The organism is Streptomyces afghaniensis, assembly GCF_044327915.1.
Taxonomy (GTDB): Bacteria; Actinomycetota; Actinomycetes; order Streptomycetales; family Streptomycetaceae; genus Streptomyces; species Streptomyces afghaniensis.
Genome location: NZ_JBIRGJ010000009.1, coordinates 13,339 through 32,280 on the forward strand (window position 1 = coordinate 13,339; position 18,942 = coordinate 32,280).

Annotated in this window: 14 protein-coding genes; 11 read left to right on the forward strand and 3 right to left on the reverse strand. The window is 72.3% G+C overall.

The window, feature by feature from the left end; all coding sequences use genetic code 11:
• Positions 1-7: 7 nt before the first annotated feature.
• Positions 8-1,651, reverse strand: coding sequence for a PucR family transcriptional regulator (locus ACH4G3_RS32045; RefSeq protein WP_397627794.1), 1,644 nt, complete (start codon positions 1,649-1,651; stop codon positions 8-10).
• A gap of 126 nt (positions 1,652-1,777) precedes the next feature.
• On the opposite strand from ACH4G3_RS32045, the gene ACH4G3_RS32050 reads away from it, so the two are divergent.
• Positions 1,778-2,734 (forward strand): LLM class F420-dependent oxidoreductase, encoded by a 957-nt coding sequence (locus tag ACH4G3_RS32050; protein WP_397627795.1) that lies wholly within the window; start codon positions 1,778-1,780, stop codon positions 2,732-2,734.
• On the opposite strand, the gene ACH4G3_RS32055 is transcribed toward ACH4G3_RS32050, so the two are convergent.
• Both ACH4G3_RS32055 and ACH4G3_RS32060 read right to left on the reverse strand, forming a co-directional pair.
• Positions 2,721-4,103 carry an FAD-binding oxidoreductase gene (locus ACH4G3_RS32055; protein WP_397627796.1) on the reverse strand — a complete coding sequence of 461 codons (1,383 nt, stop codon included), beginning with the start codon at positions 4,101-4,103 and terminating at the stop codon, positions 2,721-2,723. The genes ACH4G3_RS32050 and ACH4G3_RS32055 overlap by 14 nt on opposite strands.
• A 69-nt stretch (positions 4,104-4,172) precedes the next feature.
• Positions 4,173-5,975 carry a glycoside hydrolase family 15 protein gene (locus ACH4G3_RS32060; protein ID WP_397627797.1) on the reverse strand — a complete coding sequence of 601 codons (1,803 nt, stop codon included), beginning with the start codon at positions 5,973-5,975 and terminating at the stop codon, positions 4,173-4,175.
• Between the two features lie 519 nt (positions 5,976-6,494).
• Between ACH4G3_RS32060 and ACH4G3_RS32065 the strand changes: the two genes are divergently transcribed.
• From ACH4G3_RS32065 to ACH4G3_RS32110, 10 genes are all read left to right on the forward strand, one after another.
• Complete coding sequence (locus ACH4G3_RS32065; protein WP_397628120.1) at positions 6,495-8,153, forward strand: CTP synthase; 1,659 nt, start codon at positions 6,495-6,497, stop codon at positions 8,151-8,153.
• A gap of 115 nt (positions 8,154-8,268) precedes the next feature.
• Complete coding sequence (locus tag ACH4G3_RS32070; protein ID WP_020275045.1) at positions 8,269-8,895, forward strand: NUDIX domain-containing protein; 627 nt, start codon at positions 8,269-8,271, stop codon at positions 8,893-8,895.
• A gap of 201 nt (positions 8,896-9,096) precedes the next feature.
• Complete coding sequence (locus ACH4G3_RS32075) at positions 9,097-11,181, forward strand: tetratricopeptide repeat protein (protein ID WP_397627798.1); 2,085 nt, start codon at positions 9,097-9,099, stop codon at positions 11,179-11,181.
• Positions 11,182-11,317: 136 nt separating this feature from the next.
• Complete coding sequence (gene ald, locus ACH4G3_RS32080) at positions 11,318-12,442, forward strand: alanine dehydrogenase (RefSeq protein ID WP_020269708.1); 1,125 nt, start codon at positions 11,318-11,320, stop codon at positions 12,440-12,442.
• Positions 12,443-12,854: 412 nt separating this feature from the next.
• A complete protein-coding gene (locus ACH4G3_RS32085) occupies positions 12,855-13,982 on the forward strand; it encodes a ParA family protein (RefSeq protein ID WP_082319718.1) in 1,128 nt (375 codons plus the stop codon).
• Positions 13,967-14,554 carry a hypothetical protein gene (locus ACH4G3_RS32090; protein WP_397627799.1) on the forward strand — a complete coding sequence of 196 codons (588 nt, stop codon included), beginning with the start codon at positions 13,967-13,969 and terminating at the stop codon, positions 14,552-14,554. The genes ACH4G3_RS32085 and ACH4G3_RS32090 overlap by 16 nt, the downstream gene beginning before the upstream one ends.
• Before the next feature lie 468 nt (positions 14,555-15,022).
• The gene (locus tag ACH4G3_RS32095; RefSeq protein ID WP_397628121.1) at positions 15,023-16,078 is read left to right on the forward strand and encodes a segregation and condensation protein A; all 1,056 of its coding nucleotides are present in this window, start codon (positions 15,023-15,025) and stop codon (positions 16,076-16,078) included.
• Positions 16,075-16,761, forward strand: coding sequence for an SMC-Scp complex subunit ScpB (scpB, locus tag ACH4G3_RS32100; RefSeq protein WP_397627800.1), 687 nt, complete (start codon positions 16,075-16,077; stop codon positions 16,759-16,761). Before ACH4G3_RS32095 ends, scpB begins: the two co-directional genes overlap by 4 nt.
• The gene (locus ACH4G3_RS32105; RefSeq protein WP_397627801.1) at positions 16,761-17,822 is read left to right on the forward strand and encodes a pseudouridine synthase; all 1,062 of its coding nucleotides are present in this window, start codon (positions 16,761-16,763) and stop codon (positions 17,820-17,822) included. The genes scpB and ACH4G3_RS32105 overlap by 1 nt, the downstream gene beginning before the upstream one ends.
• A 72-nt stretch (positions 17,823-17,894) precedes the next feature.
• Positions 17,895-18,914, forward strand: coding sequence for an ADP-ribosylglycohydrolase family protein (locus ACH4G3_RS32110; RefSeq protein ID WP_397627802.1), 1,020 nt, complete (start codon positions 17,895-17,897; stop codon positions 18,912-18,914).
• Positions 18,915-18,942 lie beyond the last annotated feature (28 nt).

An 18,942-nucleotide genomic window follows, 5' to 3' on the forward strand; every position in this document is an offset into this window, starting at 1 on the left:
CCGCTGGCTAGGGAACGTGCCTGCGGGCACGCAGGGCCAGGCTCAGGGCCAGTACCGTCTGCGGGTCGTCGAGGTCCGTGCCCAGCAACTCCCCGATGCGCGCCAGGCGGTTGTAGAGGGTCTGCCGGTTGAGGTGGAGCTCCCGGGCCGTCTCCGCCTTGCGCCCCGCGTGGGCGAGGTAGGTCGACAGGGTGGGCAGCAGCGGCGGCCGGGAGCGTCGGTCGTGCTCCAGGAGCGGACCGAGGGCCCGGTCGACGAAGGCGGCCAGGTCCGGATGGTCGCGCAGTCGCCACATCAGCAGATCGATGTCCAGGCGCCGGGCGTCGTACCAGGGCCGGTCCGGCAGGCCCTGGGCCGCCGTGGCCGTCTCGGCCGCGTGCCGCAGGCCCGACGCCGCAGCCGTCCAGCCGCCCGCCACCCCCACGACCACCACGGGCGGCGGCCCGCCCGGCCGCAGCATCCCGGCCCGGCCGACCCCGGCCCGCAGCGCCACCGCGACCCGTTCCGCGACCGTCACCCGCTCCGGCTCCGAGCGCAGCCCCAGCAGCACCAGCACCCGGCCCTCCACCGGCCGTACCCCGAGCAGCACCGGCACGCCCACCGAGGCCAGCTCCTCGGACACCGCCCGGGCCAGCACGGCCCAGCCTCCCCCCGGTGACAGGGTGTCCCCGAGCCGCATGACGACCGGCAGCAGCGGGCCGTCACCCGGCCGGAAACCCAGCACGCGCGCCTGTGCCGGGGCGTCCTGTGCCGTGACCCGGCCCTCGGCGAGGTCCGTGAGGAAGTCGCCGCGCCCGCGCGCCGCCAGCTCCTCCTCCTGCCGCGCCTGCATCAGCACCACGGCCAGGATGCCCGCGGCCCGCTCCGCCGCCATCCGGTGCACCGGCGCCAGGGAAGCCCGAACGGGCAGCAGGACGAGCCGCGCGCGGACGCCCCCGCTGCCGGGCCCGCCGCCCGGCACGTCCACCAGGACCGAGCCCGCGAGCGGCGGCTCGTCCTTGTGCTGGCCGCGCAGCCCCTCCCACACCTGGAGCGGGTCCGCCCCCTCGGGACCGGCCCCGGCGGCGTACAGCAACTGCCCCTCCGCCGTCTCCAGGAAGACGGGATTGCCGCCGAAGTCGGCCAGGATGCCGAGGACCTGGGGCACCCCGCCGCCGCCCAGCAGGGCCTCCGTACACCGCCGGTGCACCTCCTCGGCCCGCTGGAGCAGCGCGTAGTGGCCGTTGACGATCTCGGTGTGGATCTCCTCCGTGACCGTGACGAACGGCACCTCGCGGTGCAGCTGGACGAGCGGCATCCCGGCCGAACGGGCCGTGTCGACGAGGGCGGCGGGCAGCCGTGCGAAGCGCGGGCCGAGCTCCACGACCAGGGCGGCGATGCCGCGCTCGGCCAGCGTGCGTACGAACGCCCGCTGTTCGGCCGGGCGGGTGCCGAGGCCGTAGCCCGTGGTCAGCAGCAGCTCGCCGCCCTTGAGCAGCGAGGCGATGTGCGGCACCTCCCCGGCGTGCACCCAGCGCACGGTCCGCCCCAGCCGGTCGGCCCCCGCCAGCACCTCGGGCAGCCCGCTGCGCAGCCCCGGCAGCTCCAGTGCCCGCTGCACGGTGATCCCGGCGGCCTGGGTGCCGTAACCGCCGTCCGTCCCGGTCTCCATGAGCCGGACGCTACCCGCGCGGGTGCCTGAGGGACATCTCCGGCGGGGCACCGGGACGATCACCTCCAGGAGCCCGCGGCGGATCTCTCCGGATTACGGGGTGATCGACCGGGTACGGGCGCGGTCATGGACATCAGCGTGGTGGCGGTGGGGCGGGAGGACGACAGTCCGGTCGAGGAGCCGTTGCGGGTGGCGGTGCTCGCCGACCGGCTCGGGTACCGGGAGGTGTGGGCGGGCGAGGGACCGACGTGGGACTCGTTCGTCCTGGCGACGGCGATCGGCGCGGCCACCGGACAGGCGACCCTGACGGCCGGTCCCGTGCCGGTGTCGGTACGGGACCCGCTCACCATCGTGCGGGGCGCCGCGTCCACCGCGGCCGTCACCGGCCGGCCCGTCGGCGTGGCCCTGGGCACCTCCAGCAAGCGGGTCGTCGAGGGCGTGCACGGCCGGCCGCGGACCCGGCCCGCCGCCGCGCTGGCGGAGTCGGCGGCGGCCGTGCGCGCGCTGATGGAGAGCCGGCCGGGCGAGCCGATCGTGCCCGGCAGCGGCTTCCCGCGCCGTCTGCCGCCGCCCGGAGGCATGCTCACCGTCGCGGCGTTCGGTGAACGCGCGGTCGCCGCGGCGGTCGAGCACGCCGACCGGATGCTGCTCGACATCGTCTCCCCCGAGCAGGTCCGCATGCTGCGGGCCCGGATGCTCGCCGCCGCCGAGCGGGCAGGGCGCACGCCGCCCCGGCTGGTCGCCTGGCTGCCCGCCGCCGTGGACCCCCGGCCCGAGACGCTCACCCAGGTCCTGCGCAGCGTCGTCGGCTATCTCACCGTGCCGGGCTACAGCGACATGTTCGTCGAGGCGGGGTTCGCCGAGGTCGTCGAACTGGCCGCCAAGGGAGCCGACCGCGACACTCTGCTGCGGGCCCTGCCGCCCGAGGCCGCGGACACGGTCGCGCTCGTCGGCGACGCCGGCACCGTCCGCGCCCGCATCGACGCCTACGCCGAGGCCGGCCTCGACGAGATCGCCCTGGTCCCGGCCACGGCGGGCGACCCGGCGGGGGAGCGGACGCTCACGGCCCTCAGGCCGGCGTGATGTTGTGGTTGAAGCGGAACACGTTGTCCGGGTCGTAACGCCGCTTCAGTTCCGCCAGCCGCCGGGTGTTCTCGGTGCCCAGTCCCGCCACCACCCGGTCGGTGCCCTCGTCGCCGATGAAGTTCAGGTAGACGGCGCCGGTGCTCCACGGCCGCACGTCGGCGCGCACGTCCCGCACCCACCGCACGCACCGCTCGTCGTCCGCCGGGTCCTCCCAGATGCCGAAGGGATGCACCGCCCAGGGCGCGTCCCGGTAGGGCACCGGATACTCGCCCGGGCCGTCGGCGATCGCCCCGCCCTGCGGGAACAGCACGTGCTGGGTGCCGGTCGGCACCGGCATGGACTCCGCCCGGGCGCAGAAGACGTCCACGAAGTCGTCGGGCGCGCCCGTCAGGTACTCCGCCGACCAGTAGTTCCGCATCCCCGGCGGATCGTCGATCATGCACTGGACGTCGGCGTACGGCATCGCGCCGACGATCTCGGCCTCGTGCGGCAGGGCCAGCAGGGGCTGGGCGACCTTGCGCATGTCGTCCTCACCGCCGGCGTACGTCAGCAGCACGCCGCACACGAGCCTGCCCACGAGGTGCCCGGGTACGAAATCCTCCGGCGGGCCGGTGAAGTAGAGAACGCCGCCGCCCGCCTCGTCGGGCCCGTGCGTGATCACCTCGCGGTAGGTGCGCACCACGTCCGGGCCGTGTTCCGGCAGGAACAGCACCAGCGCGATGGAGAACTCGGGCAGTTCGTGCAGCCGCAGCGTCAGCGCCGTGGCGACGCCGAAGTTCCCGCCGCCGCCGTGCAGCGCCCAGAACAGGTCCGGGTTCTCGTCGGCACTGGCGTGGATCCGGGTGCCGTCGGCGGTGACGAGTTCGACACCGAGCAGGTTGTCGACGGCGAGGCCGCACCAGCGGTCGAGCCAGCCGGTGCCGCCGCCCAGCACGAAACCGCCGACGCCCGTGGTGGAGGCACGGCCGCCGGTCGTCGCCAGTGCGTACGGCTCGGTGGCCCGGTCCAGGTGGCTCATCGTGGCCCCGCCGGCGACCCGGACCGCCTGCGACGCCGGATCCACGGTCACGTCGTGCATCCGGCGCAGATCGACCACCACGCCGCCCTCGCCCACGGCCATGCCCGCCACGCTGTGGCCGCCGCCCCGGACCGCGACCGGCAGATCCAGCCCCCTGGCGAACCGCACGGCCCGCACGACGTCGTCCTCGTCGGCGCACTGCGCGAGCACGGCGGGCCGCCGGTCGATCATGGCGTTGAAGACGGCCCGCGCCTCGTCGTAGCCCGGGTCCTCCGGGGCGAACACGTCGCCGGTCAGATCCTCGCGCAGCGCGGTGAGGGCCGCGCCCGCCTTCGAGAGGGAAGCCATGGCCGCCCCCTTCCGAAAAAGGGGCAATCGTCCGTTTCCAGACTAGGGGGCCACGGCCGGTCGGGCCCCTCAGCCGCCGTAGGCGCCAGAGGCCGTCAGACGCAGTGCCGTGTCGATCAGCGGCACGTGGCTGAACGCCTGCGGGAAGTTGCCCACCTGGCGCTGGAGGCGCGGGTCCCACTCCTCCGCCAGCAGGCCGAGGTCGTTGCGCAGCGACAGCAGCTTCTCGAACAGCTTGCGGGCCTCGTCCACGCGGCCGATCATCGCCAGGTCGTCGGCCATCCAGAACGAGCAGGCGAGGAACGCGCCCTCGTCGCCCGGCAGGCCGTCGACGCCCTCGTTGTCGCCCTGCGTCGGGTAGCGCAGGATGAAGCCGTCCGGCGTGGACAGCTCCCGCTGGATCGCCTCGATGGTGCCGATGACGCGCTTGTCGTCCGGCGGCAGGAAGCCCATCTGCGGGATCAGCAGCAGCGACGCGTCCAGCTCCTTCGAGCCGTAGGACTGCGTGAAGGTGTTGCGTTCCTTGTCGTAGCCCTTCTCGCACACGTCGCGGTGGATGTCGTCGCGCAGTTCCTTCCACCGCTCCAGCGGGCCGTCCGCGTCCCCGGACTCGATCAGCTTGATCGTGCGGTCGACGGCGACCCAGGCCATCACCTTGGAGTGCACGAAGTGCCGGCGCGGGCCGCGCACCTCCCAGATGCCCTCGTCCGGCTCCTGCCAGTGGTCCTCCAGGTAGCGGATCAGCTTCAGCTGGAGGAGCGAGGCGTAGTCGTTGCGGGCGAGGCCCGTCATGTGGGCCAGGTGCAGGGCCTCGGTGACCTCGCCGTAGACGTCCAGCTGGAGCTGGTGCGCGGCGCCGTTGCCGACCCGGACCGGCGTGGAGTTCTCGAAGCCCGGCAGCCAGTCCAGCTCCGCCTCGCCGAGCTCGCGCTCGCCGGCGATGCCATACATGATCTGGAGGTTCTCCGGGTCGCCCGCCACGGCCCGCAGCAGCCACTCGCGCCAGGCGCGGGCCTCCTCGCGGTAGCCGGTGCGCAGCAGCGAGGACAGCGTGATCGCCGCGTCGCGCAGCCACGTGTAGCGGTAGTCCCAGTTGCGGACGCCGCCGATGTCCTCCGGCAGGGAGGTGGTCGGCGCGGCGACGATGCCGCCGGTCGGGGCGTACGTCAGGGCCTTCAGCGTGATCAGCGAGCGGACCACGGCCTCCCGGTAGGGGCCGTGGTACGTGCAGTGGTCGACCCACTCGCGCCAGAAGTCCTCCGTCGCCTCCAGCGACTGCTCCGGCTCGGGCAGCGGCGGCGGCTCCTTGTGCGAGGGCTGCCAGGAGATCGTGAACGCGATCCGGTCACCCGGCGCGACCGTGAAGTCCGCGTACGTCGTCAGGGACTTCCCGTACGTCTCCGCGGATGTGTCGAACCACACGGAGTCGGGGCCCGCCACGGCCACCGTGCGCCCGTCGTGCTTGTGCACCCACGGCACCACCCGCCCGTAGGAGAACCGCATCCGCAGCGCCGAGCGCATCGGCACGCGGCCCGAGACGCCCTCCACGATCCGGATCAGCTGCGGGGCGCCGTCACGCGGCGGCATGAAATCCGTCACCCGGACCGTGCCCCGCTGGGTGTCCCACTCGGACTCCAGGATCAGCGAGTCACCGCGGTAGCTGCGCCGGGCCGCGGTGGGCGGCTGCTGGTCGGAGGCGTACGCGGGCCCGAGCCGCCAGAAGCCGTGCTCCTCGTTGCCCAGCAGGCCGGCGAAGATGGCGTGCGAGTCGAAGCGGGGCAGGCACAGCCAGTCCACCGTGCCGTCCCGGCAGACCAGGGCAGCGGTCTGCATGTCTCCGATGAGTGCGTAGTCTTCGATGCGCCCGGCCACGTGCAACTCCAGTCGAACGGCCACGTCACCCCGCAAGGGGGCTGTCGCTAGTGCGGTCAAGGGGGATTTTCAGCAAGTCTTGCAATGCGTCGTTGAGCGATGAAGCAAAACAGGTCACTCAGCCGTGATGCAAAGCGCCAATTGTTGCTCAACGAACTGACGAGCTCACGTTGTTCCGGTGCTTACGGGCGGGGGGTGGTGCCGTTGGGCCGGCGGGCTCGGCAGCGAGTGTCCGAGCAGGATACGACGCACGCCGATGTTCCGGGTGCCCGTCTCGGCAAGGCGAGTACGCCGAAGGAGTGAGCAACGGGTGAGAGACCGGTGAGGGTGGCCGTCTGAGTGTCGGTGCGTGCGCGGAGCGTGGCCGGAAGCCATCCTCCCGCGGCGCTGATACGCTGGTAGCCCGTGGACCGGTGGGCAGCAAACCCCCGAACCGCAGCGACGGCGACCCCCCGGAAACCTCCGGCAGGCAGCCGTACCGCACCCCCAGACCGCGACCACGGGAGCCCCGTCTTGGCCATGCCGCCCGCCGCTTTTCGTAACTCGACGACCAAGCACATCTTCGTCACCGGGGGTGTCGCCTCCTCGCTCGGCAAGGGCCTGACGGCCTCCAGCCTCGGCATGCTGCTCAAGGCCCGCGGTCTGCGCGTCGTGATGCAGAAGCTCGACCCGTACCTCAACGTGGACCCGGGCACGATGAACCCCTTCCAGCACGGTGAGGTGTTCGTCACCAACGACGGCGCCGAGACCGACCTGGACATCGGCCACTACGAGCGCTTCCTCGACCGTGACCTGGACGGTTCCGCGAACGTCACCACCGGCCAGGTGTACTCCACCGTGATCGCCAAGGAGCGCCGCGGCGAGTACCTGGGCGACACCGTGCAGGTCATCCCGCACATCACGAACGAGATCAAGCACCGCATCCGCCGCATGGCGACGGACGAGGTCGACGTCGTGATCACGGAGGTCGGCGGCACGGTCGGCGACATCGAGTCGCTGCCGTTCCTGGAGACCGTCCGCCAGGTCCGTCACGAGGTCGGCCGTGACAACGTCTTCGTCGTTCATATCTCGCTCCTGCCGTACATCGGCCCCTCGGGTGAGCTGAAGACGAAGCCCACCCAGCACTCGGTTGCGGCTCTGCGCAACATCGGTATCCAGCCGGACGCGATCGTGCTGCGCTGCGACCGCGAGGTCCCCACCGCGATCAAGCGGAAGATCTCGCTGATGTGCGACGTCGACGAGGCCGCCGTCGTCGCCTGCCCCGACGCCCGCTCGATCTACGACATCCCGAAGACCGTGCACGGCGAGGGCCTGGACGCCTACGTGGTCCGCAAGCTGGACCTGCCGTTCCGGGACGTCGACTGGACGACCTGGGACGACCTGCTCGACCGCGTCCACAACCCCGACCACGAGATCACCCTCGCGCTGGTCGGCAAGTACATCGACCTGCCCGACGCCTACCTGTCGGTCACCGAGGCGCTGCGCGCCGGCGGCTTCGCCAACCGGGCCCGGGTCAAGATCAAGTGGGTCACCTCCGACGACTGCAAGACCCCGGCGGGCGCCGCGGCGCAGCTCGGCGACGTCGACGGCATCTGCATCCCCGGCGGGTTCGGCGACCGCGGCGTGCTCGGCAAGGTCGGCGCGATCAAGTACGCCCGCGAGAACAAGATCCCGCTGCTCGGCCTCTGCCTGGGCCTGCAGTGCATCGTGATCGAGGCCGCGCGGAACCTGGCCGACATCGGCGACGCCAACTCCACCGAGTTCGACCCGGCCACCGCCCACCCGGTCATCTCCACGATGGCCGAGCAGCTCGACATCGTCGCCGGTGAGGGCGACATGGGCGGCACCATGCGGCTCGGCATGTACCCGGCGAAGCTGGCCGAGGGCTCGATCGTGCGCGAGGTGTACGACGGCAAGGAGTACGTCGAGGAGCGCCACCGGCACCGCTACGAGGTGAACAACGCCTACCGCGCGGAGCTGGAGAAGAGGGCGGGCATCCTGTTCTCCGGCACCTCGCCGGACGGCAAGCTCGTCGAGTACGTCGAGTACCCGCGCGACGTCCACCCGTACCTGGTCGCCACCCAGGCGCACCCGGAACTGCGCTCGCGGCCGACCCGCCCGCACCCGCTGTTCGCCGGGCTCGTCAAGGCCGCGGTCGAGCGGAAGACTTCGAAGTAACACACCAGTTGTACGGTGGCCGGGGTGCATCCCTTCAAAGGGTGTGCACCCCGGTTTCTTTTCGGCACGTCGGGCCCGGCACGCGCAGTCGCGCCGGGCACGTGGGAGGACAGGCATGACGATCAAGGACACCCCGGAGGAGTGGGAGATCCGGGCGACGGACACCCCCTTCGTGGGCAACAAGACCTCCGTCCGCACCGACGACGTGGTCATGCCCGACGGCACCGTGGTCGGCCGCGACTACCAGGTCCACCCGGGCTCGGTGGCCGTCCTCGCCCTCGACGAGGCCGACCGCGTCCTGGTCCTGCGCCAGTACCGCCACCCCGTGCGCCACAAGCTGTGGGAGATCCCGGCCGGTCTGCTCGACGTCCCCGGCGAGAACCCGCTGCACGCCGCCCAGCGCGAGCTGTACGAGGAGGCGCACGTCAAGGCCGAGGACTGGCGGGTGCTGACCGACGTCTACACCACCCCCGGCGGCTGCGACGAAGCGGTACGGATCTTCCTCGCCCGTGGTCTGTCCGAGGCCGAGGGCGAGCGCTTCGCGGTGGAGGAGGAAGAGGCCGACATGGAGCTCGACCGGGTACCGGTCGAGGACCTCGTCCGGGGCGTGCTGGCCGGGGAACTGCACAACAACTGCCTCGTCGTGGGCGTCCTCTCCCTGGTCGCTGCACGCGCCGGCGACGGTCTGGACGCCCTGCGCCCGGCCCAGGCGCCGTGGCCGGCGCGTCCGTTCGAGGCGTGAAGGTGTCCGGATCCCGCCCAGCACCCCGCATCCCGCCCCATGCCCAGTGTGGTGTGAAGATCGGCTGATCCGATCGGGGGATGTGCCCGCCGTGCCCGTCGTGCTCCGCCCGGGGCGTTGCAGAGCGTGAACTAGGCTCTGTTCACGCCCGGACCGGAGTCCCGGCGGGCTTGTGCGTGTGGTGGGACGGGAGTGTGGCCCGTGACGGATCAGGTCGTGGAGACAGGCGACGTGCGGCTGACCGGACACGCTTCCGGGGAGAGCCGATTCCTGGGCCGCACACGGGAGTTGAAGGAACTGCGCGCCGACATCGAGCGCGCCGGCCTGGACACCCTCGCCGGCCGCAAGCCCCCACGCGCGCGTGTGCTGCTCATCGCCGGCCGGCCCGGCTCGGGGCGCACCGCACTCGCCGGGGAACTCGTCCGGCAGGTCGCGGACCGTTACCCCGGCGGGGTACTGCGCGCCCGCCTGAGTGACCCCGACGGCACGCCCGTGCCGGTCGGGCACACCGCCCGGGAGCTGCTCGCCGCCCTGGACCGGCAGGCCCCGGCAGGCGCCTGCGATGACGACCTCACCGACGCCCTGCGCACCGCCCTGGCCGACCGCCGGGCCCTGCTCCTGCTGGACGACGCGGCCGACGCCGAGCAGGTCGACGCCCTGCTGCCCGACACCCCGGACTGCCTGGTCGTCGCGGTCTCAGAGGGTCCGCTGACCGGCATCTCGGACGTCCGCCCGTGCACCCTGGGCGGCCTGGACGCCAAGTCCGGGGTGGAGCTGCTGTCCCGGCACACCGGCTCAGTCCGCATCACCGTCGACCCCCGGGCCGCCGAGGGCCTCGCCGAGGAGTGCCAGGGGCAGCCGGCCGCGCTGATGCTGGCGGGCGGCTGGCTCGCCGCCCGTCCCAAGGCGGCCGTCTCCGACCTCGCCAAGCAGCTGCGCGCCGAAGACGGCGAGGGGACCGCGCTGAGCCGGGTCTTCCGCCTCGCCTACGCGGCCCTGCCCGCCACAGCCGCCCGGATGCTGCGCCTGCTCGCCCTCGCCCCGGCCGGACTGGTCGACCCGCAGACCGCCTCCGCGCTCGTCGGCTGCTCGGTGGACAGCGCCCGCACCACCCTCGACGGCTTCGTCGCCCTCGGCTTCCTGCACGCGGTGGACTCGCCGCTGCCGCAGTACCAGGTGCCGGGCTGTCTGCACGACCGGCTCCGCGTCCTCGCCGAGCACCACGAGCGCCCGGCCGAGCTCCAGCTGGCCCGCGCCCGCATGCTGGAGCGGACGGTGCGGCTGCTCCAGGCGTGCCGGGCGATCACTGAGACCGACAGCCCCCAGGCGCGCCAGAAGCTCCTCGACCTGCCGCGTGCCCTGCGCTTCCCCACGCCCCGGGCGGCCGCCGAGTGGCTGAGCGTGACCCGGCCCGCCCTGCTGGCCTCGGCCCGGCTCGCGGTCGCCGACGGGCAGCTGGACACCCTGGCCCGGCGGCTGATGTCCCAGCTGGTACGGGCCATGGTGGCGCATGTCGGCACCCAGGCGGCGGCGCCCGACCTCTACGACATCCACAGCCTGGTCCTCGACGTGGCCGAGCGCCGGAACCTGCCCCGTGAGCGGGCCGCCGCCCTGCTCAACATCGGCGACCTCGACGCCCGGACCGGCCGCACGGCCGACGCCCTGGCCCGGTACCGGGCCGCGCTGGACGCCGGACGTGAGGTGAACGATCCGTATGCGACCGGCCGCGCGATGGAATCCGTAGGCGGTGCGCATCTGGAGCTCGGCGACTTCGACCGGGCCGCCGACTGGTTCGGCCGGGCCCTGGTCGAGCGGCTCGCCCGGGACGAGCGCGCCGAGGCCGCCCGGCTGTACGGGCGGATCGCCGCCGCCCACACCTTCGCGGGCCGCTACGGCGAGGCCGTGCGGAACTGGCGCGCGGCGATCGCGGGGCACCGCAAGAACGGTGACGTGGCCGCCCAGGCCCGGGCGCTGAGCGAGTTGGCGCGGGTCCAGGAGTACGCGGGCCGGCCCGAGGAGTCGCTGCGCACCTGCCGGGAGGCCGTGGAATGGGCGCGGCGGGCCGAGGACACGCGGTTGCAGGCCGCGCTGCATCTGCGGGTCGCCGACACCCTCGAGCACCTCGGCGACCCCGCGTCGGCCCAGCTGCACCGCGGGGCCGCCGAGCGGATCCTCGGCGAGTACGAGGAGGACCAGGAGGAGCCCGTGGGGGCCTCCGACGGCGACTCACATCGGAAACCGGAGCCTGACACCTGCGAAATCCGTGGCACATCCGCTGAAGATTGATGCAATGAAAGGCTAGACAGCGGGAACACCTTCATTAGACTGGCCATGCCGCACGTTCTCCTGCGGTCTCTCCCGGTGTGCCCGTGCGTGCCCGGGTATGTCTAGTAATACGCCCATACCCTCTGAGTCAAGGACCGTGATCGACGTGAAGGTCGGCATCCCCCGCGAGGTCAAGAACAACGAGTTCCGGGTGGCCATCACCCCCGCCGGCGTGCACGAGCTGGTGCGTCATGGCCACCAGGTCGTCATCGAGCGCGGCGCCGGTGTCGGCTCCTCGATCGTGGACGAGGAGTACGTGGCCGCCGGTGCGCAGATCCTGGAGACCGCCGACGAGGTGTGGGCCGCCGCCGACCTGCTGCTGAAGGTCAAGGAGCCCATCGCCGAGGAGTACCACCGCCTCCGCAAGGACCAGACGCTCTTCACCTACCTGCACCTGGCCGCCTCCAAGGAGTGCACGGACGCCCTGCTGGAGTCCGGCACCACGGCGATCGCGTATGAGACGGTCGAGCTGCCCGGCCGCGCGCTGCCGCTGCTCGCCCCGATGTCCGAGGTCGCCGGCCGGCTGGCCCCGCAGGTCGGCGCCTACCACCTGATGCGCGCCAACGGCGGCCGCGGCGTGCTGCCCGGCGGCGTCCCCGGCGTGCCGGCCGGCCGGGCCGTCGTCATCGGCGGCGGCGTCTCCGGCTGGCAGGCGGCACAGATCGCCATCGGCCTGGGCTTCCACGTGACCCTGCTCGACAAGGACGTCAACAAGCTCCGCGAGGCGGACAAGATCTTCGGCACCAAGATCCAGACCGTCGTCTCCAACGCCCTGGAGCTGGAGAAGGCCTGCCTGGAGGCCGACCTCGTCATCGGCGCGGTGCTGGTCCCCGGCGCCAAGGCCCCGAAGCTGGTCACCAACGAGCTGGTCTCGCGGATGAAGCCCGGAAGTGTCCTTGTCGACATCGCGATCGACCAGGGCGGCTGCTTCGAGGACTCCCGTCCGACCACCCACGCCGAGCCGACCTTCCAGGTCCACAACTCGGTCTTCTACTGCGTCGCCAACATGCCCGGCGCCGTGCCGAACACCTCCACCTACGCGCTGACCAACGCCACGCTGCCCTACATCGTGGAGCTCGCCGACCACGGCTGGGCGGACGCGCTGCGCCGCGACCCGGCGCTGGCCAAGGGTCTCAACACCCATGACGGCAAGGTCGTTTACAAGGAGGTCGCCGAGGCGCACGACGTGGAGCACGTCGAGCTGTCCTCGCTGCTCGGCTGAGCCCGGCGGCCGGTAAGTCGGCTAAGTCACCAACAGGCAAAGGCGATACGTCAACACAGGTCGTCAATGCCGCGCACCCGGCCGGACCTTGCCCGACAAGGTCCGGCCGGATGTGTGTATGGTCACTTCGCGATTCTCGGGCAACTCGCCTCGAACGTAACCCTTCAACCGATTCGCACACCGGTGAAACCTGCCGTGCGACGGCCGTACGCCCTTGACAGCGGGATGTTTCATTGCCGACACATCGGGCCGGGTCCGGCGGATTGTGTTGCTGCGGACGCCCGACACGCCATAGAGTCGCCAACCGTCGGCATGGTGCCACGCTGACCTGTCTAGAAGTTTCCTGGTCACCAAGGAGGTAAGACGACTTGTGAATGAGTCGACATTTACTCCCGGGGGTGGTCAACCAGGAATGCCTGCACGGGGCCAGGGTCCCGCGGGGTTCGCTGCTGTCGGCTCCGTCGCTGTGCGCACCTTCGCAGCCCACCAGAGTCAGCAGGCGACTCACACTGCACACCAGAAGATGGATGGCCATCACGTGAACGCCATGGCCGGCGACGGAAGTGGCGCGCCCCACAACCACTTCGCCGACTACGACGAACTGCCCGAGGGGCACTTCTACGACCCCGACGCGGAGTACGAGCCCGACCCCGAGTACGCGGCCACTCTCGCGCCCGACGCGGCCAGACAGCGCCGGGAGCGCATCGGCCCGACCGGGCGCCCGCTGCCGTACTTCCCGATCCCGGGCCCGCTGACCGACCACGGACCCGCGAAGATCATCGCGATGTGCAACCAGAAGGGCGGCGTCGGCAAGACGACGTCGACCATCAACCTGGGTGCCGCGCTCGCGGAGTACGGACGCCGGGTCCTGCTCGTGGACTTCGACCCGCAGGGCGCGCTGTCGGTCGGACTCGGCGTCAACCCGATGGAACTCGACCTCACCGTCTACAACCTGCTCATGGAGCGGGGGATGGCGGCCGACGAGGTGCTGCTGAAGACGGCGGTCCCCAACATGGACCTGCTGCCCAGCAACATCGACCTGTCGGCGGCCGAGGTCCAGCTCGTCTCCGAGGTCGCCCGCGAGTCGACCCTGCAGCGCGCGCTGAAGCCGCTGCTGGACGACTACGACTTCATCGTCATCGACTGCCAGCCCTCGCTCGGCCTGCTCACGGTGAACGCCCTGACGGCCGCGCACAAGGTGATCGTGCCGCTGGAGTGCGAGTTCTTCGCCCTCCGTGGTGTGGCCCTGCTGACGGAGACCATCGAGAAGGTCCAGGAGCGGCTCAACCCCGACCTGGAGCTCGACGGGATCCTCGCCACGATGTACGACTCGCGCACGGTGCACAGCCGTGAGGTGCTCGCGCGTGTCGTCGAGGCCTTCGACGATCACGTCTACCACACGGTCATCGGGCGCACGGTCCGCTTCCCGGAGACCACGGTCGCCGGTGAGCCGATCACCACGTACGCCTCCAACTCCGTCGGTGCCGCCGCCTACCGCCAGCTCGCCAGGGAGGTGCTCGCCCGGTGTCACGCCGAGTGAGTCTGCCGGGGGCCGACGAACTCTTCCGTACGACAGGGGGGATGGCGCTTCAGTCGTCCCAGCCCAGGCGGCAGGCCAACGGCGACGCCCGGGTGCCCGCTCCGGCGGGGGAGGGCGACGCGGTGGCCGCTGCGGCCACGGCCGCGGAGGACGTGCCGCAGTCGGTGCCCGCGCAGGGTGGCGACGGCGAAGGCGCGGAGCATGTCGCCGCGGACGCGGACTCGGCCGAGGCCGGGGAGTCCCGCAGCCGCTCCGGCTCCGCCCGCAGGCAGGCGGCGCAGGAAGGTTCTGCCGCGGGTGCGGCCGGTGCCGCCGCGGCGGCACCGCGCAAGCGCGGGCGTGCCGCCGCACGCCGTCCCAGCGGCCGTGAGCGGCACGACGAGAAGATCACGGTGTACGTGTCGGCCGAGGAGCTCATGGACCTGGAGCACGCCCGTCTCGTGCTCCGCGGCGAACACGGCCTGGCCGTCGACCGCGGCCGTATCGTCCGCGAGGCGGTCGCCGTGGTCCTCGCCGACCTGGAGACCCGCGGGGACGCCAGCATCCTCGTACGACGGCTGCGCGGGCGCTAGCGGTAGCCTGCGGGGGCCATGACCTCGAACGCCTCCCCACCACCCCCCGGCGGCCCGTCCGGGCGTCGGCGTGCGCTGGGGCGTGGGCCGGTGGCTCCGCCGGCTGAGCCGGTGGACCCGGTCGAGCCCGGAGGGTTGCCTGAGGGCACCGCCGAGTCTGGCGTGACGCCCGAGGAGGCGGAGGCCACCGGGGCGGGTGACCGGGCCGCGGAGGCAGCGGCCGGCGCGCAGGCGTTGGCTGCCGAGGAACCGCCCGACGTCGTGGAGCGGCAGGCCCCTGCCGAGCCGGGGACGGTGGCCGGAACGACTCGACTGAAGCGTGCGGCCGGGCCCGCCCCGGCGGAGCCCGCGGCTGCCGCCACCGGGGTGGGCCGTGGCGGCGTCTCCCCGGAGGGGGACAACCCGTCCCGGTTCCCGCCCGAGGCGGGTCATCCGGCGGCCGGGCGTGAGCATCCCACCCCCGGGCCGGTGGCCGCGACCGAGACCGCGGCCGCGGCCGCCGAGTCCGGAGAGCCCGGGGCTCCGCGCAAGGCGCTCGCGTCCGCTCCTGCGGCCGATACCGACGCCGAGGTCGCCGTTCCGGAGCCGGGAGCCGGGGCTGTTCCTCCGCACGCCCGGGCCGAGGCCGGGGCGGCCCTCGGAGCGGAGGCCCCGCAGGGGCGGAGCGCGTCGGAGGGCGCCTCCCAGCCCTCGACCGACGGTTCCGGCGGCGACGACGGGGTCTTCAAGGTCCGGCTCGCGAACTTCGAAGGTCCCTTCGATCTGCTGCTCCAGCTGATCTCCCGGCACAAGCTGGACGTCACCGAGGTCGCGCTGTCGAAGGTGACCGACGAGTTCATGGCGTACATCCGGGCGATGGGGCCGGACTGGGATCTGGACGAGACGACCGAGTTCCTCGTCGTCGCGGCCACGCTGCTCGATCTGAAGGCGGCACGGCTGCTGCCCGCCGCAGAGGTGGAGGACGAGGCCGACCTCGCGCTGCTCGAAGCCCGGGACCTGCTGTTCGCCCGGCTGCTCCAGTACCGCGCGTACAAGCAGATCGCCGACATCTTCAGCGGGCGGCTCGACGACGAGGCCCGGCGCTATCCGCGTACCGTCGGGCTCGAACCCCACCATGCCGAGCTGCTGCCCGAGGTCGTCATCAGCATCGGCGCGGAAGGGTTCGCCAAGCTCGCCGTGAAGGCGATGCAGCCCAAGCCCAAGCCGCAGGTGTACGTCGACCACATCCACGCCCCGCTGGTCAGCGTGCAGGAGCAGGCCGCGATCGTCGTCGCGCGGCTCCGGGAGCTCGGCGAGGCCGGCTTCCGGGAACTCGTGGCGGACACCGACGACACCCTGACCGTCGTGGCCCGCTTCCTGGCGCTGCTGGAGCTGTACCGGGAGAAGGCCGTCGAGCTGGAGCAGGAGACCGCGCTCGGTGAGCTGCTCGTGCGGTGGACCGGCGGGCACGGGGACGAGACCCCGACCGTCACCGACGAGTTCGACCGGCCGCCCGAGCCGCCGAAGGAGGAGAAGAAGGCATGAGCCAGGAAGCCACCGAGGTACCGGCCGGGCTGCGTGCCGTCGCCGGACTCGATCTCAAGCCCGCTCTGGAGGCCGTCCTCATGGTCGTGGACGAGCCCGCGACCGAGGAGCACCTCGCGAAGATACTGGAGCGGCCCAGGCGCCAGATCGCGGACGCCCTGCGCGAGCTGGCCGACGAGTACACCGTCCAAGGGCGCGGCTTCGAGCTGCGGTTCGTGGCGGGCGGCTGGCGGTTCTACACCCGCGCCGAGTACGCCCCGGCCGTCGAGCGTTTCGTGCTGGACGGCCAGCAGGCCCGCCTCACGCAGGCCGCCCTGGAGACCCTGGCCGTCGTCGCCTACCGGCAGCCGGTCAGCCGCAGCCGGGTCTCCGCCGTACGCGGAGTCAACTGCGACGGCGTCATGCGCACCCTCCTCCAGCGCGGTCTGATCGAGGAGGCGGGCACGGAACCCGAAACAGGTGCGATCCTGTACACGACGACGAACTACTTTCTGGAGCGGATGGGCCTGCGCGGCCTGGACGAGCTCCCGGAACTCGCGCCCTTCCTCCCGGAGGCGGAGGCGATCGAGGCCGAGACCCAGGAAGGCGTACCGTCGTTCGACCCGGACGCGCCTGATGACGACGTGCCGGGCCGCCCGGCCACCCCGGGTACCGACGACGAAGACGACCAGACGGAACTTTGATGCGAAGCAGCGGCAGCGGCAAGAGCGGCGGACGCGGTAACCACCGCGGCGCCGGTAACGACAGGGACCAGAAGCAGGGGCAGGGCCGCCCCCGCAAGCCCCGCCCCGAGGAGCGCCGCTACGACGTGGGCCCCGGAGCGACGAAGGAGGGACCCAAGTCCGGGCGCGGCGGTGCGGCGCGCGGCGGCGCCAAGGGCGGTCCCAAGCAGCCCCAGCAGCGCGGGCGTACGGCCCCGGCACGTCCCCGCGAGTACGAGGCGCAGATCGAGGAGCGCAACCGCGACCGGTACGCCGGGAAGAAGGACGTCAAGCTGCCCAAGACCTTCCCGGGCGCCGAGCAGGAGGGCGAGCGGATCCAGAAGGTCCTCGCCCGCGCGGGCTTCGGCTCCCGCCGCGCCTGCGAGGAGCTGATCGAGGAGGCCCGGGTCGAGGTCAACGGCGAGATCGTGCTGGAGCAGGGGCGGCGGGTCGACCCGGAGAAGGACGAGATCAAGGTCGACGGGCTGACCGTCGCCACGCAGGCCTACCAGTTCTTCGCGCTGAACAAGCCCGCCGGGGTCGTCTCCACCATGGAGGACCCGGAGGGCCGGCAGTGCCTCGGTGACTACGTCACCAACCGTGAGACCCGGCTCTTCCACGTCGGCCGGCTCGACACCGAGACCGAGGGTGTCATCCTGCTCACCAACCACGGCGAGCTGGCCCACCGGCTGACCCACCCCAAGTACGGCGTGAAGAAGACCTACCTCGCGCACATTGTGGGCCCGATCCCGCGCGACCTGGGCAAGCAGCTCAAGGACGGCATCCAGCTGGAGGACGGCTACGCGCGCGCGGACCACTTCCGGGTCGTCCAGCAGACCGGCAAGAACTACCTCGTCGAGGTCACCCTGCACGAGGGCCGCAAGCACATCGTGCGCCGGATGCTCGCGGAGGCCGGTTTCCCGGTCGACAAGCTGGTGCGCACCGCCTTCGGCCCGATCACCCTCGGCGACCAGAAGTCCGGCTGGCTGCGGCGGCTGTCCAACACGGAGGTCGGCATGCTGATGCAGGAAGTCGATCTCTAGGCTGACGCGGACACCCCGAGTGCCGTGAGTTCCCCGTGTCCGTCAGGGCGCGGGGACGGAAGGACTTCTGACATGACCACGCTCGTCTACAAGCAAGCCGCCACCGGAGCGCTGACCGGCCTCGCCCTGGGGGACGCGCTGGGGTATCCGACCGAGTTCAGCGACGTGCCGCGGATCGTCGCCAGGTTCGGTCCGTGGCGGCGGCTGGCCCTGCCGGAGCCGGCGCTCGTCACCGACGACACGCAGATGACGCTGGCGCTCGGGCGGGGCATCCGGACGGCGATGGACCGGGGCGTGCTGGAGCCCGAGGGGATGGCCGAGGCCGTGCGGCAGGAGTTCATCGCCTGGAACCGCTCTCCGGAGAACAACCGCGCTCCCGGCAACACGTGCCTGCGGGCCTGCGCCCTGCTGGAGCACGCGGACCGCCCCTGGCAGGACGCCAGTCAGATCCACTCCAAGGGCTGCGGCGCCAACATGCGGGTCGCGCCCCTGGGGCTGGTCCCCGGCCTGAGCGACGAACAGCGCGCGGGCGCCGCCCAGTTGCAGTCCGCCCTCACCCACGGGCACCCCACCGCGCTCGCCGCGTCCGACCTCACCGCGCACGCCGTACGGCTGCTCGCGCAGGGCGCCGAACCGGCCGGGCTGATCGGGCTGCTCCGTACGTACGCCCTGGACAACCGCAGCCACTACCACGAGCGCTGGCTCGGCGACCTGTGGAGCCGGGCCCAGGACCCGAGCCCCGAGCAGTTCATCGCGCGCGGCTGGGACGAGTGCCTGGCGATCCTCGACCGGCTCCGGCACGCCGTGGGCACGGTCTCGCCCGAGGACGACCCGTGCCTGGCCACGGGCGAGGGGTGGATCGCCGAGGAGGCCCTGGCGACCGGGCTGCTGTGCTTCCTGCTCTTCGCCGACGAGCCGCTCACGGCGCTGCGCCGCGGCGCCTGCACCGCCGGCGACTCGGACTCCATCGCCTGCCTGGCCGGAGCATTCGCCGGCGCGCACCTGGGCGCGGAGGCCTGGCCGGACGAGTGGGCCGACCGGATCGAGTACCGGAGCGACCTGCTGACCCTCGGCGCGCTCTGGGACGCGTGACGGACGACCGACGTTCCGGACACGGGCC